At 45.5% G+C, this 22,549-nt stretch carries 21 protein-coding genes and 1 tRNA gene; 8 read left to right on the top strand and 14 right to left on the bottom strand.

Annotation, left to right across the window (positions count from 1 at the left end):
- The gene (gene gluQRS / locus GQ359_RS02585) at positions 1-954 is read left to right on the top strand and encodes a tRNA glutamyl-Q(34) synthetase GluQRS (protein WP_251367908.1); all 954 of its coding nucleotides are present in this window, start codon (positions 1-3) and stop codon (positions 952-954) included.
- Here the strand turns inward: gluQRS and GQ359_RS02580 are convergent.
- From GQ359_RS02580 to GQ359_RS02570, 3 genes are all read right to left on the bottom strand, one after another.
- Positions 941-2,359, bottom strand: coding sequence for a DEAD/DEAH box helicase (locus tag GQ359_RS02580; RefSeq protein WP_215387376.1), 1,419 nt, complete (start codon positions 2,357-2,359; stop codon positions 941-943). The two genes, gluQRS and GQ359_RS02580, sit on opposite strands and share 14 nt — an antisense overlap.
- Before the next feature lie 6 nt (positions 2,360-2,365).
- Positions 2,366-2,770, bottom strand: a complete 405-nt coding sequence (locus GQ359_RS02575) for a heme-binding protein (protein ID WP_215387864.1) — start codon at positions 2,768-2,770, stop codon at positions 2,366-2,368.
- A gap of 129 nt (positions 2,771-2,899) precedes the next feature.
- On the bottom strand, positions 2,900-4,084 hold the full coding sequence (locus GQ359_RS02570; RefSeq protein ID WP_215387375.1) for an alanine--glyoxylate aminotransferase family protein: 1,185 nt from the start codon (positions 4,082-4,084) through the stop codon (positions 2,900-2,902).
- Between the two features lie 179 nt (positions 4,085-4,263).
- Between GQ359_RS02570 and GQ359_RS02565 the strand changes: the two genes are divergently transcribed.
- Both GQ359_RS02565 and GQ359_RS02560 read left to right on the top strand, forming a co-directional pair.
- On the top strand, positions 4,264-4,947 hold the full coding sequence (locus tag GQ359_RS02565) for a GntR family transcriptional regulator (protein WP_251367907.1): 684 nt from the start codon (positions 4,264-4,266) through the stop codon (positions 4,945-4,947).
- Complete coding sequence (locus GQ359_RS02560) at positions 4,944-8,030, top strand: FAD-binding and (Fe-S)-binding domain-containing protein (protein ID WP_215387374.1); 3,087 nt, start codon at positions 4,944-4,946, stop codon at positions 8,028-8,030. The genes GQ359_RS02565 and GQ359_RS02560 overlap by 4 nt, the downstream gene beginning before the upstream one ends.
- Positions 8,031-8,051: 21 nt before the next feature.
- Here the strand turns inward: GQ359_RS02560 and GQ359_RS02555 are convergent, their stop codons facing one another.
- From GQ359_RS02555 to queG, 3 genes are read right to left on the bottom strand one after another with little or no spacing between them, the layout of a single operon-like run.
- Entirely contained in the window at positions 8,052-8,393 is a 342-nt protein-coding gene (locus GQ359_RS02555; RefSeq protein WP_215302897.1) for an AzlD domain-containing protein, read from the bottom strand.
- Complete coding sequence (locus GQ359_RS02550; RefSeq protein WP_215387373.1) at positions 8,393-9,178, bottom strand: AzlC family ABC transporter permease; 786 nt, start codon at positions 9,176-9,178, stop codon at positions 8,393-8,395. Before GQ359_RS02550 ends, GQ359_RS02555 begins: the two co-directional genes overlap by 1 nt.
- 42 nt (positions 9,179-9,220) lie before the next feature.
- Positions 9,221-10,315 (bottom strand): tRNA epoxyqueuosine(34) reductase QueG, encoded by a 1,095-nt coding sequence (gene queG, locus GQ359_RS02545; protein WP_215387372.1) that lies wholly within the window; start codon positions 10,313-10,315, stop codon positions 9,221-9,223.
- Between the two features lie 43 nt (positions 10,316-10,358).
- Here queG and tsaE point away from each other — a divergent pair, with 43 nt between their 5' ends.
- The 4 genes from tsaE (at position 10,359) to GQ359_RS02525 (ending at position 13,874) form a co-directional block, all read left to right on the top strand.
- Positions 10,359-10,889: a tRNA (adenosine(37)-N6)-threonylcarbamoyltransferase complex ATPase subunit type 1 TsaE gene (tsaE, locus tag GQ359_RS02540; protein WP_215387371.1), complete on the top strand. Its 531-nt coding sequence runs from the start codon at positions 10,359-10,361 to the stop codon at positions 10,887-10,889.
- 2 nt (positions 10,890-10,891) lie between these two features.
- On the top strand, positions 10,892-12,229 hold the full coding sequence (locus GQ359_RS02535; protein ID WP_215387370.1) for an N-acetylmuramoyl-L-alanine amidase: 1,338 nt from the start codon (positions 10,892-10,894) through the stop codon (positions 12,227-12,229).
- 85 nt (positions 12,230-12,314) lie between these two features.
- Positions 12,315-12,390 (top strand) — tRNA-Lys (locus GQ359_RS02530).
- Between the two features lie 77 nt (positions 12,391-12,467).
- Complete coding sequence (locus GQ359_RS02525; protein ID WP_215387369.1) at positions 12,468-13,874, top strand: DUF2252 domain-containing protein; 1,407 nt, start codon at positions 12,468-12,470, stop codon at positions 13,872-13,874.
- A 314-nt stretch (positions 13,875-14,188) separates the two neighbouring features.
- Here the strand turns inward: GQ359_RS02525 and GQ359_RS02520 are convergent, their stop codons facing one another.
- The 5 genes from GQ359_RS02520 to GQ359_RS02500 form a co-directional block, all read right to left on the bottom strand.
- Positions 14,189-14,431 (bottom strand): hypothetical protein, encoded by a 243-nt coding sequence (locus GQ359_RS02520; protein WP_215387368.1) that lies wholly within the window; start codon positions 14,429-14,431, stop codon positions 14,189-14,191.
- Between the two features lie 208 nt (positions 14,432-14,639).
- Complete coding sequence (locus tag GQ359_RS02515) at positions 14,640-15,617, bottom strand: tripartite tricarboxylate transporter substrate binding protein (protein WP_215387367.1); 978 nt, start codon at positions 15,615-15,617, stop codon at positions 14,640-14,642.
- A gap of 22 nt (positions 15,618-15,639) precedes the next feature.
- On the bottom strand, positions 15,640-16,032 hold the full coding sequence (locus GQ359_RS02510; protein WP_215387862.1) for a VOC family protein: 393 nt from the start codon (positions 16,030-16,032) through the stop codon (positions 15,640-15,642).
- 82 nt (positions 16,033-16,114) lie between these two features.
- Entirely contained in the window at positions 16,115-17,050 is a 936-nt protein-coding gene (locus GQ359_RS02505; protein ID WP_215387366.1) for a hydroxymethylglutaryl-CoA lyase, read from the bottom strand.
- A gap of 13 nt (positions 17,051-17,063) precedes the next feature.
- Entirely contained in the window at positions 17,064-18,260 is a 1,197-nt protein-coding gene (locus GQ359_RS02500; RefSeq protein ID WP_215387365.1) for a CaiB/BaiF CoA-transferase family protein, read from the bottom strand.
- A gap of 112 nt (positions 18,261-18,372) precedes the next feature.
- On the opposite strand from GQ359_RS02500, the gene GQ359_RS02495 reads away from it, so the two are divergent.
- Positions 18,373-19,296, top strand: a complete 924-nt coding sequence (locus GQ359_RS02495) for a LysR family transcriptional regulator (RefSeq protein WP_215387364.1) — start codon at positions 18,373-18,375, stop codon at positions 19,294-19,296.
- A gap of 200 nt (positions 19,297-19,496) precedes the next feature.
- Here GQ359_RS02495 and GQ359_RS02490 read toward each other — a convergent pair whose 3' ends face one another.
- The 3 genes from GQ359_RS02490 to pcaD are packed head-to-tail and all read right to left on the bottom strand — an operon-like array spanning position 19,497 to position 22,214.
- Positions 19,497-20,405, bottom strand: a complete 909-nt coding sequence (locus GQ359_RS02490) for an amidohydrolase (protein ID WP_215387363.1) — start codon at positions 20,403-20,405, stop codon at positions 19,497-19,499.
- On the bottom strand, positions 20,374-21,372 hold the full coding sequence (locus GQ359_RS02485) for a tripartite tricarboxylate transporter substrate-binding protein (protein ID WP_215387362.1): 999 nt from the start codon (positions 21,370-21,372) through the stop codon (positions 20,374-20,376). Before GQ359_RS02485 ends, GQ359_RS02490 begins: the two co-directional genes overlap by 32 nt.
- Positions 21,373-21,422: 50 nt before the next feature.
- Positions 21,423-22,214 (bottom strand): 3-oxoadipate enol-lactonase, encoded by a 792-nt coding sequence (pcaD, locus tag GQ359_RS02480; protein ID WP_215387361.1) that lies wholly within the window; start codon positions 22,212-22,214, stop codon positions 21,423-21,425.
- Positions 22,215-22,549 lie beyond the last annotated feature (335 nt).

The raw sequence follows: 22,549 nt of genomic DNA, 5'->3' as shown, positions 1-22,549 counted from the left end.
GTGCCGAACCTCAAAAACCCCTCACCCCCAGCTGACGGCTATCGCGGGCGCTTTGCCCCCTCGCCTACTGGCCCGCTTCATGCGGGATCCTTGGTTGCCGCCCTAGGAAGCTGGTTGGATGCCCGACAAAATCAAGGGAAATGGCTAATCAGAATCGAGGATTTAGATACCCCCCGCTGCATTCCGGGGGCGGATCAAGAAATCCTACGCCAATTGCTTGCCTGTGGCCTTAACTGGGACGAGGCGCCAACCTGGCAATCCAAGCACCAAGATCGCTATAAAAAGGCTCTAAAGCGCTTAAATGAGCTCCAAACCATCTATCCCTGCACCTGTTCCAGGCAAAGCATTGCAAGCGCTCTAGAGGCTCGTGGTGTAGTCACACCTCGCAATCAAGAAATAGTCTACCCAGGTAGCTGCCGCCCTCAACAAATACCCCTGTATGAGGATGAAAACATCTTTACGGTTGAAGCAGCCTGGAGGCTCGCCCTTCCCCCAGATCTCAGTATTCATTTTGAAGATCTAGCCCTAGGGAAGCAAAGTCAAAACCTGAATCAAGAAGTGGGGGATTTTGTATTGCGTCGTCGGGACGGCGTATTCACCTATCAACTTGCCGTGGTGGTAGATGATGCTGAACAAGGCATCACTCATATTGTGCGTGGCGCAGATTTACTCAACAACACGGGACGACAAATACATCTACAAAGTATTTTGGGATATCCAGCACCAAGCTACTTGCACCTACCACTAGTGCTAGATGAGCATGGTGAAAAACTCAGTAAGCAAACTTTGGCAAGCGCCATTCATACCGAGAATACTCAACAGGCTTTACAAGAATTACGCAAAGCTGGAGAGCATTTAGGATTGAGGGATCTTCCGAATGGAAAAGATACTTCGATTGCTGAGTGGCTTTTAGCTGCCACCCAAGCTTGGAATAGAAAAATTACTTCTTCTTAAAGCCACCGAGCAAAGCACCAACAGCCGGTCTTGCAGGCGTAATACCCACTTTTTTCTCTTCAGGATTGCCAGCCCCTGATGATGACTTATTGACAGCGCTAGGCTCATAAGGCTTATAGAAAAATGGGTCCGACATTTTTGCTGGCGCATCTGATCTAGATGAGCTTCTGCTAGTAACGTAGCTAGGATTACCTTCGGGTAGAGGCTGGATATCCAACTTGCGTTTCATCAACTTTTCAATATCGTCGAGTAAACGTTTTTCACTGGCATCGACCAATGCAATCGCATCACCCTTGCTACCTGCTCGACCCGTACGACCAATACGGTGAATAAAGTCTTCCGCATTAAATGGCAGCTCATGATTAATAACGCAAGGCATCGACGGAATATCTAAACCACGTGCAGCTACGTCAGTTGCTACCAGAGCTTCAATCGCGCCAGATTTAAATGCATCTAAAGTGAGAGTACGTTCACCTTGACTCTTATCACCATGAATCGCGCCCGCTTTAATACCATCGCGCTCCAAAGAACGAGCTAATCGAGCACAACCTAAACGGCTGTTTGTAAAAATGATGCATTGGCGAGATAAACCTTGACGAGTGCGCGCCTCAAGGACTTTCACAATCGCGCGTTGCTTGTCTTCACTGGCTACCATATGGACTACTTGCTTGACGGTATCGGCTGCGGCATTTTGGCGTGCCACTTCAACAGTAACCGGTGTGCGCAAATAACTTTGCGCTAATTTTTTAATCTCTGGCGAGAATGTTGCTGAGAACAAGAGTGTTTGGCGCTGCGCGGGAATCAAATCAATGATGCGCTGCAAGTCGGGCAAGAAGCCCATATCTAACATGCGATCTGCTTCATCTAAAACCAAAATTTCTACTTGGGAGAGATTGGCAACTTTAGAGCCAATGTGATCTAGCAAGCGTCCTGGGGTGGCAATCAAAATCTCTACACCACTACGCAATGTAGCAACTTGCTCTTTCATATCCACGCCACCGTACACCACGGCAGCACGCAAATCAGTGTGCTTGGAATAGCTTGCTGCATTCTCGGCAACCTGCACAGCTAACTCACGTGTCGGCGTTAGTACCAATGCACGAATTGGGTGACGAGCTGGCGAAGCACTACTACTTGCATGACGCAAAATCTTTTGAATGATCGGCAACACAAAAGCGGCCGTCTTACCGGTGCCGGTTTGGGCTGCGCCCATCAAATCACTTCCCGCCAAAACGTGCGGAATAGATTGCGCTTGAATCGGAGTTGGGGTGTTGTAACCCTGCTCAGATACCGCTTTTTGAATCTTTGGATCTAAGCCAAAGTCAGCAAAGGTAATTGTTGCTGGGGTGGCGCTACTCTCAGTAGCGCCGGTAGGGGAATTTATTTCAGGAACAGTATTTGTCAAGGTAACTTACAGAATGGCTGCAATGCCGGCCTTCGCGGTTTCGGCATCCTCAGTCGATTTAACGCCGGAAACGCCGACTGCGCCGATGGTAAACCCATTTACCTCGATATTGACACCACCTTCCAACATGCCCGAAATATGTGGGGCAGATAAAAAGGAAAAGCGTCCGTTATTAATAATTTCTTCGTAAACACGGCTCTCGCGTTTACCCATCGCAGCAGTACGCGCTTTTTCTTGAGCGATGTAAGCAGAGACAGGGGCACAACCATCACGACGCGTTAATCCCAATACATGCCCGCCATCATCACAGACACAGATAGTCACTGCCCAGTTATTTGCTGCAGCATGCTTATCTGCTGCATCCAAAATCTTTTGAACATCAGCCTGGGTTAAATATGGTTTAGTTGCCAACATGTGAAATCTTTCTGTCTCGAATATGTTTTATTTGATGAAAGTACTATCTATATAAGTACTTGAATTATAAGGGGTGTTGGCCGATAGATTCTCCAGCCGACACCCCATTTACACCCAACTTACTGATTATTTTAGAAATTCTTGGGCGGCAACAACACCGCTTGCCTTAGGCTTATAGCCCATCGCGCCCAAACTCATCTCCACCCCACTGAGTGCAGCCATCAGACTAAGCTCATTGCAATCACCCAAATGGCCAATACGGAAGGCCTTACCTTTAATTTTTCCAAGACCTGTACCCAGGGATAAATTGAACTTCTCCAGAGCATGCTTACGCAGAACATCCGCATCCATACCTTCTGGTGTAGCAATACAAGTGAGTACTGGCGAGTAGCAATCTTTATCTTGGCACTGGACTTCTAGGCCCCAAGCATTTACCGCTTCACGGCAAGCAGCCGCAAGACGCTGGTGGCGAGCAAAGATATTGTCTAATCCTTCAGCCATCATCATGTCCAAAGCCTCATGTAAGCCATACATCAAATTCGTGCTCGGAGTGGTTGGCCAATAACCTGTTTTGTTCGACTCCAAGATCTCATCCCAAGCCCAATAGGCCTTAGACATCTTGTTTGTTTTACTAACTTCAATTGCGCGTGCTGACAAGGCATTAAAGCCAATGCCTGGAGGCAGCATTAATCCTTTTTGTGAGCCAGACACGGTAACGTCCGCACCCCATTTGTCGTGCTCGTAGTCTGCAGAACCCAAACCAGAAACGCTATCAACCAACAATAGCGCTGGGTGTTTGAGAGAATCAATTGCCTTGCGAACTGCGGCAATGTTCGAAGTTACACCCGTGGAGGTTTCGTTATGAACTACACAAACCGCCTTGATTTCATGGCCAGTGTCTTTACGTAAGCGCTCTTCAATGACTGATGCATCAACACCCCAGCGCCAAGTATCTTGACCAGGCTTAGTCACCACCTCAACATCCAAACCAAGACGCTTACCCAAAGCGCGCCACAAATTAGCAAACTGACCGGTTTCATAAAAGAGCACCTTGTCGCCAGGATTGAGGACGTTAACCAAAGCCCCCTCCCATGAACCCGTTCCAGAGGCTGAGTAAACAATGACTGGTTGCTCAGTTTTAAAAATCTTTTTAATACCATCCAAAACCTTGAGACCAAACTGACCAAATTCAGGTCCACGGTGATCAATCGTTTGATAGCTGATTGCCCGCAGGATGCGGGATGGCACTGGGCTTGGGCCAGGAATATGTAAAAAATGACGCCCTGAGAGGTGGTTATCTAGTTTTAGCATGCTGAGTCTCGCTTGGTTTTTGTTGTTAATCTTGCTGGCCAGTGTAAGGTACTTTTTGGTAATTTACAATTTTGTATGCAAAATAATTTTCAAATAAGTGAAAAATAAGCAATTTATAGCGTTATTTAAAGCTATTGATAGGTTATAGTAAATATGTATACAAAATTAAGGCATTCCAAATGATGCTCACTGCACCCCCAAATACCCAAAACCTGCACGAGGTCACCTTCCAAAAGCTGCGAGCTTTATTGGTAGAGGGCGCCATTACGCCGGGGAGCAAATTGAATGAACGTGAATTAGCAGAACAGCTCAACGTGTCACGCACCCCTATTCGTGAGGCAATTCGACGTTTGGCAGCGGATGGGCTGGTAGAGCTGATTGCCAACCGCGGAGCGATTGCAGTACAACTCACGCGGGATGACATCCTTCACACCTTTGATGTGATTGCGAACTTAGAGGGCTACTCCGGAGAACTAGCAGCGCAAAACATTAGCAATCAAGCTCTTATTGAACTGGAAGCACTCCAATATGAAATGATGGCCTCGTATGCTCGCAGAGATCTCTCGAGCTACTACCAACTCAATCTCAAGATTCACCAGGCCATTAATAAAGCGGCAAACAATCCCGTCTTGAGTCAGCTTTTTACCCAAGTCAATGCCCGAATTGAGGCACTGCGCTTTCGCTCCAACCAAGATGGCGTGAAGTGGGAGAAGGCAGTGGGCGAACATCAAGAAATGTTAGACGCATTAAAGGCTCGCGATAGCACACGCATGCGCAAAGTCATGATGCAGCACGTGATGAATAAACGTGATGTAGTGATCCAATTAGTTGACTCAGAATCCAAACAGAAAGTTGCAGCATGAACAAGCCACTCGATTTCCCTCTTCCAGAATTCGTTGCCAACAAGGCAGAGTTAGCTAAGCGCCTCAGGCAAGAAACCTCTGGTGAAGTTATGACCGATATGGCTAGTCGCGGACGTTATGCAACAGATGCTTCAATTTATCAAGCCATGCCAGTTGCTGTCTTTGTTCCCAAAACTGCTGAAGATATTGCGACAGCTATTCAGATTGCAGCTGATTTGGGTGTGCCAGTTTTGCCTCGCGGAGGTGGCACCAGTCAGTGCGGTCAAACCACCGGTACTGCACTCGTCATCGACAACACAAAATATTTTCGCAAGCTTCTACATGCGGATCCAGAAAAAGCAACTGCAGTAGTGGAGCCTGGCATTGTTTTAGATCACCTCAATGCTGCACTCAAGCCTCATGGACTCTGGTATCCGGTAGACGTCTCTACTGCTGGTCAAGCAACCATCGGCGGCATGGCAGGCAATAACTCTTGCGGCAGTCGCTCTATCGCCTATGGAAACATGGTGCACAACGTTTTGGGTATTGATACTTGGTTAGCCAACGGGCAAGTAGCAAGCTTTGGAAATTACGCCAATAGCTCTGGCGCAGCAAAACAACTCGGTGACTTTGTAAAAGGTTTGGCGAATAGCCTTCAACCCGAAATCGAAGCGCACTTCCCTAAAGTGCTGCGTCGTGTTGCTGGATACAACCTGGATGTCTTTCATCCACAAAGCGAACGCCCCTACACTCAAGATGGCAGCGTGAATTTAGCACACCTGTTGGTGGGTAGCGAAGGCACTTTGGCATATTTCAAATCACTTGAGTTGAAGTTGGCACCCTTGCCACAACATAAAGTGCTTGGAGTAGTGAACTTTGCAAGCTTCTTCAAGGCAATGGATAGCGCGCAGCATATCGTCAAACTTGGGCCCACTGCAGTTGAATTAGTCGATCGCACCATGATTGATTTAGCGCGTCACAACCCCAGCTTTAAGAAAACCATTGAGACTGCTCTCATTGATGCTAGCGGCCCCACTCCTGAAGCAATCTTATTGGTGGAGTTCTCTGGTGAAGCGCACGCGCCCTTGCTCGAGAAACTAAAGTCTTTGCAGAGCCTGATGGGTGATCTAGGTCTGCCCGGTTCTGTAGTTGCGATGCCTGATGCCGGCTTGCAAAAGAATTTATGGGAAGTGCGTAAGGCCGGCTTAAATATCATGATGAGCCTTAAAGGTGATGGCAAGCCAGTGAGCTTTATCGAAGACTGCGCAGTCCCACTCGAGAGCCTTGCTGAATACACCCAAGCACTCACAGATGTATTTTCTAAATATGGTTCACGAGGCACTTGGTATGCACATGCTTCAGTAGGTACGCTCCACGTACGCCCTATATTGGACATGCGCCGTGATGGCGCACAAAAAATGCGTGCCGTTGCTGAAGAGGCATCTGCATTGGTGCGCAAATATAAAGGTGCCTATAGTGGTGAGCACGGCGATGGACTCTGCCGTGGCGAATGGATCTCTTGGCAATTTGGCCCCAAGATTACTGAAGCACTTGCAGAGATTAAGCATGAGTTTGATCCGAGTGGCTTATTTAATCCCGGCAAGATTGTTAATCCACCCAAGATGGATGATGCAAGCAACTTCCGCTTCCCACCAAGCTATAAGGTCATTCCGCTTCAACCCGCTTTAGATTGGTCTGCTTGGAACGTACAAAATAATCCAGTCACTGAAGAGACCAGTGCGCCGGGTACTGGCGGCGACCCAGCAATGGGCTTAGCCAAAGCAGTGGAGATGTGCAACAACAATGGTCACTGCCGTAAATTTGATGCGGAAGTAATGTGCCCAAGTTACCGCGTGACTCGCGATGAAAAACACCTCACCCGTGGTCGCGCTAATACCTTACGTCTCGCACTCTCCAATCAATTGGATATCAAAGATGAAAGTTCACCCCTTGGAAGTGATGCTATTAAGGAAGTGATGGAGCTCTGTGTGAGCTGCAAGGCCTGCCGCCGTGAATGCCCTACTGGCGTCGATATGGCGAAGATGAAGATTGAGTTTTTGTCAGCCTACAAAAAACGGGTTGGGCACTCATTACGAGATCTAGCTGTTGCCTATCTACCGAAATATGCGCCCATTATTAGCAGCATTCCTGGTTTGCCTGCGCTACTCAATCTACGAAATCACATTGCCCCGATTGCTAAATTACAAGAATGGATCATGGGCATCTCTGCACAAAGAAGTTTGCCGATCTGGAAAGCAAAAACATTCTGGAGTAATCAGAATGCAATTGCACCTTATCAATTTACCCCGGCTGAACTCAGTCAAGATGATGATAAGGGCAATAAAGGCGTTGTACTGTTGGCAGATACCTTCAATGCCTACTTTGAGGATGAGAATTTACAAGCCGCACTTGCGGTACTGAAGGCTGCCGGATATCGTGTTCATATTCCACAGAAGAGCTTGGCCAAGGAAAAGGCAGACTCCACACCAAATACGTGTTCCAAGGAATTTTGCTGTGGCCGTACCTATTTAGCCGCCGGCATGGTCGACAAAGCCAAAGCTAGCTTAGATGAATTGGTAAATCATCTTGCGCCATTTGCAGAAAAAAATATTCCCATCATTGGTCTAGAGCCTTCTTGCCTATTCACCTTAAAAGATGAGGCTTTAGTCATGGGCTTTGGTGAGCGTGCAGTGACAGTAAGCAAGTATGTGCAACTCTTAGAAGAATTTTTAGCTCAAGAAGCAAAGAGTGGAAAACTTCAACTTCAATTAAAGCCAGCATCCCGTCCAGTCTTATTTCATGGTCATTGCCATCAAAAATCATTTGCTGCTGTAACACCGGCGATGGAGCTCTTGAAGTTAATCCCGAATGCTGAACCCAAGCTGATTGAGTCATCCTGCTGCGGCATGGCAGGTAGCTTTGGTTATGAAGCTGAGCACATTGAAGTATCCAAACAAATGGCTGAAGCAAGCCTATTACCAGCGATACGGAAAGCACCGGATAGTTGGGTTGTTGCAGATGGGACAAGCTGTCGCCACCAGATTGCCGATGGCACACAAAGAGATGCAGTACACATTGCTAAAATTTTGGCTGCCCATCTTTGAATCAAACTACTTAAGATTTGCTTAGCGTATAACGCCGTAAGCTAACATCAGAAGCGTTCCAGTCAATAGGGCTGGAACGAGGCGGTGGGTTGGCTTAGAAACCATTACACCCAAACTGAGAAGGCAAATCAGAATTCGAATCCATACAGGAACAGTTGCTAATAGGCCAATTGGCATCAAGACCATTCTGACTACTAAAGCTGCAACCATGGCATAGGTTACTGCGGCAAGCCAACGAAAGATTTCACTGTCTTGGTTAATTTTTTTTGCGAGCAAAACACCAATGGCACGGCAAAAATAAGTTCCAAGGGTAGCGCCAGCTAAGGCAATCCATAAACCCCAGCCTTGAAGAGCGGTATTCATTAGCCTATTACCCCTGCTTTCTTACGCAACACTTTGCGATCAAATAAATAGGCAACAGTTCCAGCGACTAAACCAGTGGTCAGCAAGCTCGTATCGCGATCCAAAATAAAGAAAAATGGACCCAGTACAAATCCCAGACCAATAGCAATTCGATTAATCCAGACCTTTACTTCAGTAAAGGTGAGCAAAAAGAATAAAGGATTAATAAAAACTAAACCAAGCGTAATGGCTGGAGGCACCATACCGGCCAAGTAGTAACCCAAAATAGTACCGGGCACTGAGATCAGCCAACACAAGAGGCCAAGACCCATGAAATAACTCAATCGATGCTTTGCCTCAATAGTCTGAAACTCTCGCATCGAAATTGCCCATGCTGTCATTGCTAGCAGATGAACCGAAGCATATAGACCGTGATTTCGATCTTTTTCATGAAACTGAGGAAAGAGCGTCACAGTCATCGTGATAAAGCGCGTAGACGTCAAAGTCACTGCCAATGCAATAGCTAGCAGTGAAGATCCTGTTATAGCCATCTCTAGCAATACCACCTGACCAGGCAATGCAAACATCAAGAAACTGGTGGCGCCGGTAAACCAGACATCCATACCATTCGTTTTGCCCATCGCACCAAAACCCACCATACCTGCAAACAAGACCATAGCTGGGGCTCCTGCTGCATCACGAATGCCAGACCAAAAAGCATGACTGGAATCTTTAAAGCGTTGTGCAGCCGAACCCTCAAGAGCAATTTCGCTAGGGTCTATATAAGGTTTATCGGCTAATGACATGAAATGATTGTAAGTGAGTTAAGGCTTAATCTTCCAATTTATCTAGGCATCTAGGGCCCACTGAATATGCTCAGCCACTAAACTATCCGAGCTTGGCAAGCAGACAGACAATGCTTCCCGCAGAGCGCATTTATCAATCTCTAATACATCGCTATCAGCCAAGGCATTCCCCATCGCAACAGCTAAGTTTCTGCGCCAGCGGGTATACCCAATACGACGAATTGCACTACCTTCGTGACGCTTCTCGAATTCCTCCTCAGTCCAAGACCAAAGCTGCAAGAGACTAGCCCTTCCAAGACCATGTCGTTCAGCAAAGTCGGGTAAGGCCGTACGTTGCGCAAATTTATTCCAAGGACAAATCAGCTGACAGTCGTCACATCCATAAATACGATTACCCATTGCTCTACGAAATTCCACCGGAATGACATCTGGATTTTCAATTGTTAAATAAGAAATACAGCGTCGTGCATCTAATTGATAAGGAGCGGTAATAGCTTGAGTTGGGCAAATCTCGATACAAGATTGACAAGTACCACAATGGGAATCTTCCTCTTGATCAATCGGTAGCGGGACATCAACCAATATCTCGCCCAAAAAGAATGTAGACCCAGATTCACGATTAAGCAAGAGCGTGTGCTTGCCCCGCCAACCTAGGCCCGCCTTACGAGCCAACTCCACCTCCATTAATGGTGCTGAGTCGGTAAATACACGATAACCAAATGCGCCAATTTGTTTTTCAATTCGTTGTGCAAACTCTTGTAAACGATTGCGCATCACCTTGTGATAGTCGCGCCCACGCGCATACATGGATACAACCGCCTGAGTTGGCTCAGCTAAACGCTGCCACTCATGGTCAAAATCAACTGTTGGGGATAAATAATTCATCGTTACGCAAATGACCCTCACAGCACCGGGAACCAGCATGCCGGGATCAGAGCGTAAATCAGCATGTTTAGCCATGTACTCCATCCGCCCGTGACGACCTTGATCTAACCACTCACGCAGCCTCTCTGTGGCCGATCCAAGATGGGTATCGGTGATGCGCAAGCCATCAAAACCCAATTGACGAGACTGCTCATTAAGCCATTCAAGAAGATGGGTCTGATCAACAGCGATCGGTATTTGGGAAGAAGTCATGTGTAATACAGAATGTAGCTTAATAATTGAATAAACTAGGCAAATGGCACAGAATTCATTTAATCAATATTGTAGGCAAGAAGTAGATACGACCGTATTGGCACAAAAGCTTGCCATCTACCTCAGCCATCTTTTTCAAGCAGACCAAAGCATTCACCTCAATATTTCCCTAGAAGGCGATCTTGGGGCGGGTAAGACCACTTTTGCCCGCCACCTGATACAAGCCCTAGGATATGCAGGGCGAGTCAAAAGCCCAACCTATACCTTGTGTGAGCCCTACCCTATTGAAATCAACAGTGGCAACCCATCGTCAGCAGTACGCATTACAGCCCACCACTTTGATCTCTACCGCATGAGAGATCCACTAGAGTGGCAAGAAGCTGGCTTTGCAGAGCATTTTGATGAACCTGGATTCTGCTTGGTAGAGTGGCCGGGTAAAGCTGAGGGCACGCTACCAGCTTTTGATATTGAAATTCATCTCCGCGCCGGTGAAGATGAAGGCGCAAGAAATATTAGCCTGCAAGCCAACACCCGTCATGGAATAGCGGTTATAGAAGAACTATTGCCACAATAGAGATGAGCAAGTCACCCATCAATTCCTCTAGAAGAAAACATCTTAAAACTTCAGCAAAGATGCTGGGTTTCATCCTCTTCCTTGGCGAGGCAGAGATTGCTTGGGGTGCAAAGATCTTGGGTGTACGTATTTGGCCCGCAGAAGATTACACACGGATCACGATGGAATCCGATAAAGCGCTACCCATTACACAACAATTACTGAGCAATCCCGATCGCTTGGTGGTCGATGTTCAAGGCATGGAATTGAATTCCACCCTGAAAGACTTGGTAGCTAAGGTTAAGCCCAACGATCCCTATGTCTCACAAATTCGTGTGGGGCAATTTCAACCTGGTATGGTGCGTATCGTTTTTGACCTTAAAGAGCCTGTTAAACCTCAACTCTTCACACTAGACCCCATTGCGGAATATCAGTATCGCATGGTGCTTGATCTCTACCCAGCGACTCCGCCAGATCCTTTGATGGAATTAGTTAAGAGTAGTGCCCGCAAAGAGAATGCACTAGAAAAGGCCAATGAAGAAATCGATTTGATTGCACAGTTCGCAACCAAGAAAGAAAAGGAAGCTCCAAGGGCTCCAGTAGCTCAAGCCATTCCAGATGTAAAACAACCAGCTGCTCCAGCAAAACAAAAGCGCCTCATCACCATTGCAATCGATGCGGGTCATGGTGGAGAGGATCCAGGCGCTATTGGCGCGATGGGCTCTAAAGAGAAGAATGTTGTTCTTTCTATTGCGAAACGCTTACGCGACAAAATTGACAATGATGCGTATATGCGTCCATTTTTGACTAGGGATGGCGACTACTTTGTACCACTCCATACTAGAGTGCAAAAAGCACGTCGAGTGGAGGCGGATTTATTTGTATCGATTCATGCAGATGCATTTATCGAACCTAGAGCCAAAGGCGCATCCGTTTTTGCCCTATCCCAAATGGGTGCCAGCAGTACTACTGCACGCTGGATGGCCAATAAAGAAAATGCTTCCGATTTAATTGGTGGTATCAATATCAAGACGCAGGACAAGCAGGTTGCTAATCTTCTATTGGATATGTCTACAACCGCACAAATTAAAGATTCTGTACAAGTAGGGCAGTCGATCTTGAAGCAAATTGGTGGATTTGCTCCGCTACATAAAAATAAGGTGGAGCAAGCTAGCTTTGCTGTTCTCAGGGCTCCTGACATCCCCTCAATCCTCGTTGAGACAGCGTTTATCAGCAATCCTCAAGAAGAGGCTCGTCTGAATGATGATGCTTATCAAGACCGCATTGCAGAAGCCATTCTGAGAGGAATTAAGGACTATTTCTCCAAAAATCCACCTGTTGCCAGACGCGCTAACGCCTAGCGCACTTGTAAGTACAAGGCATACAGGGCAACACCCGAAAACCGGGGAAGCCAAACCAAGTTCTTGCTATAATTTCTGTCTTACTGGGTCGGTAGCTCAGTCGGTAGAGCAGCGGACTTTTAATCCGTTGGTCGCGAGTTCGAATCTCGCCCGACCCACCAGTAATACCAAAAGCCACCTTCGGGTGGCTTTTTCTTTTGGGGCTTTTACCGCCCAAAGTCTATGAGATCATAGAACCATGTCCAGCAAACTGTACAAATCATTTCTTAAAAAGAATCCAAATCCTCAAGAACGACTTAGCTTAGGAAAATCGATTCGCAAAGAGGTTGATAGATCCTCGCTTGGGCAATTTACTGAAGTCAGCAAGCGCCAAGACCCAATTGAGATTCTGCTTGCTCAAGCTAAAACCAGAATTCCTGAATACATCCCAATTCGCCATGCTCGAATGGCAGCCGACCCCTTTGCATTTTTTAGAGGTGGTGCTGCAACTATGGCGCATGACTTAGCCAAACTCCCGAGCCCTTCCATTCAAGTTCAATTATGCGGAGATATGCACGTTAGTAACTTTGGGTTCTTTTCCACAACCGAACATCAGTTGGTTTTTGGAATTAATGATTTTGATGAAACTCTTCCCGGAAATTTTGACTGGGATTTAAAGCGACTGACAGCAAGCGCCATGATTGCATCGAAGTTACTTGGTCAAGATCAGGCTTATGGAGAAGATATTGTTCGAAATATCACGACAGCATATAGAAATAATCTTCATCAATATGCTTCTATGCCCTATATAGATCTCAAACATACTTATATAGATGAGAAATCACTGGCAAGTATTGCGGCGAAAAAGGCAAACGCTGCAAGCCAAGAGTATTTAGAGCATTTATTGAATAAGGCTAGAAAAAATAGTAGCCACGGCATGCTTGGAAAGCTGACAGAATTTAGTGATGAGGGGACTCGACTCATTAATAATCCCCCACTGATAGAGCATCCCCAATTCTCGCCTCATGGAAAAAGTATTGCCGAGCTCAATGACGAAGGTCTAAATTCCTACATTCAGTCTCTAGCACCAGATCGCAAGCACTTATTACTACGCTACAAATGGATTGATTGGGCCAGAAAAGTTGTTGGGGTTGGCAGTGTGGGGACCGGTTGCTGGGTAATGTATTTTGAAGGACTCGATAACAATGATCCGCTTTTCCTCCAGACAAAGCAGGCCCAAAAATCAGTTCTCGCTTCCTTTTTTCCAGATACGCAATTTAAGTCCGAAGGGGAACGCGTCGTTCATGGGCAATGCTTAATACAAGGGGCTCCAGATCTCTTTCTAGGTTTTGGAAAAACATCAGAAGTAGATTTTTATGTCAGGCAGCTACGTGACATGAAGGGCGGAATTTCAGTTGGGGGAGACGGCATCAACACTAAAGTATTTCCAGATTTTGCAAAACTATTTGGATGGGCATTGGCCAACGCCCATGCCCGTTCAGGAGACCCTGCCGTTCTTGCCGGCTACTGCGGAAAAAGTGAAGCCCTAGATGATGCTCTCGTCAAGTTCTCGATTGCTTACAGCAAACAAAATGAGGCTGACTATGCTACATTTTTAAAAGCAATTAAATCCGGTAAAGTCCCCTGCGCTACTGACAATTTCTAAATTTTTTGTGCACAAAATCGCACATGGCATTCTGCGCTTAAAAGAATTGATTACGCTGTATTTTTGAAGAAGTTTGATTTCTTTTAATCTAGTGCTCGCAAGTTCGAATTTCAACTGACATCCCAGTAATACAAAAGCCTCTAGAGAAATCTAGGGGCTTTTTCTTTTTAGACTGGATGGAATGAGAGGCAGTTGGTAGTAAGTATGGTCTTGTAGTCGCTAACCAAGGGGGTGGCTGACGTGTATCTCCTGCCCTTAGGACAATTTGCATTCTTTAATACGGTCCAAGTACTTAGCACTCAGATCTATCAGCATTAGAACTTTTGTTTAACTTGATACCCCTTTGACTTCATGCACCCCAAAAATACATCAGACTCGGATGGAGCACCGCCGCTGTTGCCGTAGTATGTATTGGACTCTTTTATACAAGCTGCACGGTCTTGGTTGTAGCGCTCAGCTGATTGGCCTTTGGTGGGGATTAATTCTGTCTGCTGAGCGCAAGCTGTTAATACAAGGCCCGCTGCCAGAGCAATCAATGTGGAATTAATAATTTTCATGGTCTGGTCCTTTGTGTTGGCAATTCAGCAATTCTATCGTAGCATCAGCGGGTCATTTTCCAAAAAATCTTGCCGCGAGTTCGAAAACGAAGTTTCGATGAAGTCAATCTAACCTAATCCATGAGTAATACAAAGGGGTCACAAGAATGCGACCCCCTTTCTTTTTATCGCTCAGAATGTTTAGGGCTACCTCTAGTCGATAAGCAACTTATTCCGCAGTAATACTCGCATTCTTGATCACATTTCCCCAGTAATCGTATTCCTTCTTTGTAAAGCTTGCCAATTGGGCTGGGGTCATTTGCTCAACAAAAGTTCCCGAGTCTTCTGCCTTCTTTTGGATCTCAGGGCGAGCAAGTATCTTATTGATCTCTGTATTTAATTTCTTAACTACATCTGGAGGAGTTCCTGCTGGAGCGTATAAGGCAAACCAAGAGTCAAGATTGAAGTTCTTAATACCTTGCTCGCTTGTTGTTGGCACATTAGGCAAAGCACTTAGCCGTGTTTGACTAGTAACTCCCAAGGCTTTTAATTTATCCCCTTTAATTTGTCCAACAACTGAAGCTGGCGTAGTAATAATCAAATCTACTTGACCTGCCATTAAATCTTGCACTGCTGGGCCCGCTCCTTTATAGGGTATATGCGCCATGCGAGTTCCAGTAATTTGTTTCAATAATTCACCTGCAATATGTTGAATCGAACCATTTCCTGAAGAGGCGTAATTTAACTTACCAGGATTGGCTTTGGCGTAAGCTGTTAGCTCCTTCAAGTCACTCACTGGTAAGCTAGGAGTAGCAACAACTACTTGTGGAGCTTTAGTTAAAAAGGCTACTGGTGTGAAGTCTTTAATTGGATCCCATGGGGCCTTTTTAAACAAATGGGGATTGCCTACTTGATAGCCGCTATACGCTACCAATAAGGTATATCCATCAGGCTTAGCAGTTGCCACTGCTTGTCCGCCAATATTGCCTGATGCACCCCCCTTATTCTCCACCACGACAGGCTGTCCAAGCGCTTTAGATAGCGACTCAGAAATTAAACGGGCAGTAAAGTCTGTAGTTCCTCCGGGCGAGGTGGGAACAACTAGTGTTATCGGCCTATTTGGATAAGTTTCTTGGGCAAGCCCAGATAAGGCCAAAGTTCCGAGTGAAAGGGCCGCTAGTGTTTTTATAAATGCATTCATCTTCATTTTTGTCTCCTTAATTATTTATTTAAATTAACTCAGATACTTCAATTAAATTTTGATCTGGATCGCGCACATAAACTGAATTTATTTTTTGCGTAGCGCCAGTACGAAGAATTGGGCCTTCAATAATAGGCCAACCCTCTACCATCAATTTTTCAATGACCTTCTCCAGCGGTCGATCAGCAATAAAACAAAGATCTAGTGATCCTGGAGTAGGAATGTCTGCTTTTGGCTCGAACTCTTTGCCTTTAATATGCAGGTTAATTTTTTGATTACCAAACTTAAATGCTTTTCTCTCAACTGGCGGAGTGCCGCCAATAAAAGATTCGAGCTTCATTCCAAGAACACGGGTATAAAAATCCACGCACTCAGCTTCCTTAGCTGTCGTAAGCACCAGATGATCTAAGTGATTAATCATCATTTTCTCCTCATATAAAGTTCTTCCAGTTTAGGTAATGCACCCGGAAATAGGGGTTTCGCAATCAAAGTTTCTTTAGAATTTATTGCGCGCGGCGTAACTCTTCAACATAACTTGGCTCGGGATGCAGTGTGTAAGTGCTACCAGCCTTGGCAACCTGACCTGGAACCTCATGACCGACGATCTGTGGCAACTCCTTAGCAAGCTGCAATAACTTAGGTATGTTGATACCTGTGTCATACCCCATGGCATCAAGCATATGGATGGCATCTTCGCTAGAAACATTTCCGCTTGCTCCAGGCGCGTAAGGGCACCCTCCTAAGCCACCGAGTGATCCATCAAATTGCACAATGCCAGACTGAACCGCCGCCAAAATATTGGCTAAACCCATGCCTCGTGTATTGTGGAAGTGCAAAGTTAACTGAAGATTAGGAAAGCGTTTTTGAAGTGAATCACACATCCTCTTTACCTGATCTGGATTGGCCATCCCCGTTGTATCGCAAATCGTAATACCCCTTACACCTAGATCTGCAAAGCGCTGTGCAAATCCCTCCACAACATCTTGAGGAACCTCACCCTCCATAGGGCAACCAAAGCAGGTGGAGAGTGAAACATTGATGGGTGTTCTGCCATCAACGTATTTAATTACCTCCGCTAATCCAGAAAAGCTTTTTTCTCTTCCCATTCGAAGATTCGCTAGATTGTGCGTTTCAGATGTGGACATCACCAAATTAAATTCATCAGCCTTAGATTCAAAGGCTCGCTCTGCACCTCGAAGATTTGGTACCAAAACGGTGTATTCCACACCAGGCAATCGTTTAATGCGGCCCATAACCTCTTCCGCATCTCTGAGCATAGGGATAGACTTTGGGGAAGTAAATGATGTCACCTCGATTTTTGCGAAACCACATCCGCTCAGCTCATCTACCAACTTTACTTTGTCATCGGTAGGAATAAAGTTGGACTCAATTTGAAACCCATCTCTTGTAACTACATCGTTAAAATATATTCTTGTCATAATCTTTTGTTCATTAGCTTTTAGTAAACGCAACACCGCGTTCTTTTAAGGACGTAACTTGAAATTCATTCAAGCCAAGACCACGTAATATCTCATCAGTATTCTCTCCAATATCAGGAGCAAGAGTCTTAATGGATCCAGGCGTACGGGAAAGTTTTGGAATCACACCAGGCACATCTAATTTAGATCCATCTTGCATTTGAATCGTTTCAATATTGCCCCGTGCCTTGTAATGAGGATCGCTAGCAATATCAGCAATGGTATAAATTCGACCGGCAGGAACAGAAACAGAGTCCAGAATCTCCAAAGCCTGATCAGTGCTAACTGTTTTAGCCCATTCACCAATAGCCCCATCAAGCTCAGCAACACGCTTCACACGGCCATCGTTATTCTCTAGCTGAGGATCGCTACCCAGATCATCACGCCCGATGACCGCCATAAGACGCTTAAATATACTATCGCCATTGCCAGCTACAAGAACATACCCTCCATCTGCACACAGATAGGCATTGGTGGGAGCAATACCCGGCAAAGCACTTCCAGCTGCCTGCCTTACTTCGCCAAATGCACTGTATTCAGGCAATAAACTTTCCATGCAATTAAATACTGCCTCATACAGTGCGATATCAATAATTTGCCCTTGGCCACTGTGATGTCGCTCTTGCAGAGCCAGTAATATTCCAATAACACCATGTAAGGACGCTAAGGTGTCCCCAATGCTGATGCCCACCCGAACCGGCACCCTTCCAGGCTCAGCAGTAAGATGACGTAAGCCTCCCATGGCTTCTGCTACTACACCAAATCCCGGCTTATCACGATAGGGACCTGTTTGACCATAACCACTGATACGAAGAACAATGAGGTGTGGATTAAGTTCCAGTAATTTTTGTGGATCAAGACCCCACCCCTCTAGCGTTCCGGGACGGAAGTTTTCAATTAATACATCCGCTTCTTTTACGAGCGTCCTGACAATTTCTTGAGCCTCTACTAGCTTTAGATCTAATGAGAGGGATCGCTTATTGCGTGACTGAACCTGCCACCAAACAGAGGTTCCATTCTTCAGCAATCGCCATTTACGTAGCGCATCACCCACATTTGGCGGCTCTATTTTGATGACATCGGCACCGAAGTCAGCCAAAGTTTTGGCCGCAAATGGGCCGGCAATCAACTGACCCATCTCAATTACTTTTAACTTTGCTAATGGCTCCATACGACCCTCTGATATATCTTTTTAGCAAAGGTACTCCCCTTCATCAATCTTGAAAATTGCTATTTCAGGTCGACTCCTTCTCATTTTGCGAAGGTATGGTTAGAATTACTCCATGAAAAACCCGCTCAACCCCGCCAGAGTGGACTTTGTTACTCTCAAGCTCTTCTGCTCCATAGTGCAATCCGGAAGCATTACCAAGGGGGCCAGCGCATGTAATCTAGCTCTATCAGCTGCTAGCAGACGAATTTCCGAGTTTGAAGAAACAGTAGGAATCCCCTTACTAGAGCGCTCTGTTAGAGGCGTATCCCTTACACCTGCAGGCCATGCAGTGATGCAGCATGCATTAAGACTATTTCAAGGCTTCGAACAATTAAGTAATGAATTAGGTGAATACTCTAAAGGGGTAAAAGGCCACGTCAGGCTCTGGGCAAACATGTCTGCCTTAACTGAGTTTCTACCAGCTTCACTGGCTAGCTTCCTAAAAATTCACCCTGAAATACAGGTTGAAGTGGAGGAGCAATTGAGTGGCGATATCGTAAGAGCATTAATGGATGGAATAGCTGATATTGGTGTCTTTGCTGAAGGACCAGCTACATCTGGATTGGATACTCAAATCATTGGTAGAGATCAGTTGGTCATTGTGTGCAGCAAGGGGCATCAGTTAGGCAAAAGGAAGCACATCTCATTTGAAGAATGTCTTGAATATGATTTTGTAGGACTTAACAGAGGCAGCTCATTACTTGAACTCACTTCTCGAAGCGCTGAGAAGTTGGGAAAACATATGAAACTGAGAATTCAGGTTAGAAGCTACGATGCCATGTGCCAGATGATCGCAGTGAACTTGGGAATAGGCGTCTTACCACTTCAGGCCTGCGCAGCTCAAATCAAGGCATTGGATCTCAAGACTATTCAACTTGAGGATTCTTGGGCTCATAGAAATCTTCTCTTAGCAATGAAGGCAAAAATCAATCAGTTGCCTGCTGCAACATTGCTTAGCCAACATCTTCTTACGCCAACTCCAAAATCATTGACTTAAATCTCTTGACTCAACAATTTTAAATAATTGATTCCGCTCGTGGCGAATTCGACAACGAAGTTCTAACTAAGTCAATTCTACCTGACCTACCAGCACTACCTAGCCTCAAGTGCCAGAGTATGCTGGAGACTAATCGCTGGGATCGAGAAAATTCTCAAAGAACTATCCCTTAAAATTTCCCGCATATTGAATGGCGACTTTCAATTAAATTGATATAGCCTTGCTGGATTCTCGCGAAGAATTTTTTCCCTTAATAGTGAATCTGGGACCCAGTTTATTAATAAATCCAACAAGTCGGCATCATTTGGCATAAAACCTTTTACCATCACATGCGGCCAATCGCTCCCCCATACCAATTGATTGGAATTCGCTTCAAGTAAGGCCTGAGCGAATGCATTTGTATCGGAATAAGGCGGTTGAGCAAAAGAAGAAATGCGATAAGGTCCTGTTAGCTTGACCCATGCACGCCCCTCACGCATTAAAGCTAAAAGATTTTGAAAACCACGATCATGAATTCCATGGCTCGTTTTAATGTAGCCCAAATGACCCAACACAACAGGCACTGGAAATTCTTTCAAAATCTGATTGAGGTCAGGAAACTCATTGGCATGCATTAAGAATTCCATATGCCAACCAAAAGGCGCGATCTTATCTGCAAGATAACGTAGATTATCCATGGGCAAAATGCCCTTCGCGTCCGCCAAATCAACAATATTGCATCTGACACCCCTAACACCCGCATGATGCAGCTCCTCAAGATAGGAATCTGTAATGTTAGTATTGACCACCGCCACACCACGGAGATGCTTAGGATTGGTGCCTAGTGCATTGAGTAGGGCTCGATTGTCATCAGCATAAATGCTCGGCTGAACTAGTACAGCACGCTCAATACCCAATGTCTCTAAAAGACTTTGATATTGCGGAAGTAGCGCATCTGGTGGTGTGTATATCCTCTGCGGCGAGTAAGGATAGATAGAGTGAGGCCCACAGATATGCGCATGACAATCTGTAGCACCCCAACAAACACGCAGATCCGGTTTTTTAAGAAGCGGATCTGGTGCTTGGCATATGGGAATGTTACTGCGGTTCGATTCCTGCTTGTTTGGCAATTTTCTGATACTTATTAATTTCAGATTGAACGAATTTTTCAGTTTCTGCCAAATTCATCAACTTAATAGTAATACCAGCCTTTGTATAGGCGGAGACCACTTGAGGATCCTGAAGTGCGGCATTAACGTCAGTATTGATCTTCTGCAAAATAGCTTTTGGCGTTGCTGATGGCGCCCAGAGACCTACCCATAAACCAATTTCAAAACCTGGAAAACCTTGTGAGGCAATAGTAGGAATCTCTGGTGCTGCTTCAGCACGGGTGGCACTTGTAACCCCAAGAGCTCGTACTTTACCGCCTTGAATTTGAGCAATCGCGGTTTGCAACGGCGCCATGTAATAGGCGGTACGTTGTGAAATAGTTTCAGATATTGCCTCTGGCGAACCTTTATAGGGAACATGCAACATTTTAATTCCCATGGTTTGATTAAAGTACTCGGCAGCAAGATGCGTTGAACTTCCCACGCCAGCGCTTGCAAAAGGAATTGCTCCTGGCTGCGCTTTTGCTGCATTAACAAGATCGCTTAGAGTTTTATATGGGCTATCTGCAGAGACAACCAATGCGTAAGGGCTGGTACCTAAAATATTGACATCGGTAAGACTTTTTAAGTCATAGGGTAATTTTTTATAAATTGCTGGGTTAGCTGCATAAGAAGCTGATTGAACTAACAAGGTATAGCCGTTCGGATCAGAATTTACAACTACGCCAGTTCCAACTAAGCCACCTGCACCTGGGCGATTTTCAATAATCACAGGCTGTTTCCACATTTCAGCAACAGTCTTAAATGCAATACGACCAGCAATATCTGCACCTGAGCCTGGTGTCAGAGGGACAATAACTTTGACAGTTTTATCTGGATAACTGGCTGCAGCATTCTGCGCATTAGTCACCTGCACTTGTAAACTAAAAAACACAGCCATCGAAAGCGTTATTGGCTTCATAAGCTGAGTAAATGAAAATGAATTCATCAATATCTCCTAGTAGTTAATTATTATTTTTGGCGCTCAACTAAATATGACTATGCCACAGAATCTAGGAATTCCCTGAGATGAAAATTAAATTCTTGGGGTTTTTCAATATTTGATAGATGCGCTGCCTGATCAATCACCTTAAGAGACGACTGAGGGATTAAACGATGTAAAACAGTCGCCTGATCAAGGGTGCAGGCTGGATCCTGTTTGCCCACTAGCACCATAGTCGGCGCCTTAATCTTAAGCAGCATAGTGGATTGCGCCATATCCCGAACCGCGCTACCGCAAGCTAGATAACCATCCACAGGTGTCGCAAGAATCATCTTCCTGACCACATCAATTTTCTGAGGTTCGCGATTGATAAAACCCTCCAGGAACCAGCGCTTAATAGTCCCATCAACTAAACCAGCAATCCCTGAAGTTTGAGCGATAGAAAAACGCTCTTCCCATAAGCTACGAGGTGGCATTTCACTGGCGGTATCACAAAGACTTAAGGACAGTACCCTGTCTGGAAAATTAGCGCCAACATATTGGCAAATCATGCCACCCATAGACAACCCAACCAGATGCGCCTGCTGAATATGGAGCGCATCCATTAGGCCAACTAGATCTTGACCCAGCAATCCAATGTTATATGGACCATCTGTTACCTGGGATTGACCATGGCCACGAGTATCGTAACGAATAACACGGTAGCGATCTATCAGAGCATCAATATTGTCATCCCACATTTCTAAACTAGACATCAGGCTATTGCTAAGGAAAACTGGCGGTCCATCCTCTGGTCCATCGATTTGATAAGCCATCTGAATATGATTGGCGCTGATAAATTTTTTCATGAATGCTCTCCAAAATATACCCAAATACAGTAACAGAACTCTCAATACTCTGCTTACCTACATAGAGTTTCTCAATATCTTGGAAAAAATATAAAGCGAAGGCCTAGGGCTTAATTAATGACTTTTATCTCGTGAGCATTGAGGTGGCTAATTAGGCTGAGCACACTTAACCGAACGGCTGATTTGTGCATCTATTAATTGCTAATTTAGGTTTTTAGACCTGTAAGCTCTTTTCTGTCCGTTGGTCGCGAGCTCGGGCTCGCCCGACTCATGAATAACTTACCCAGGAACAATCTCAGACAAATTCTTTAATAATTACCATCTGACATGAAAGC

Origin of the sequence: Polynucleobacter sp. AM-7D1 (assembly GCF_018688455.1) — a bacterium.
In the GTDB taxonomy this organism is placed as follows: domain Bacteria; phylum Pseudomonadota; class Gammaproteobacteria; order Burkholderiales; family Burkholderiaceae; genus Polynucleobacter.
Note: the sequence above shows the minus strand (reverse complement) of the source record. Positions and strands in the feature narration are given on the sequence as shown.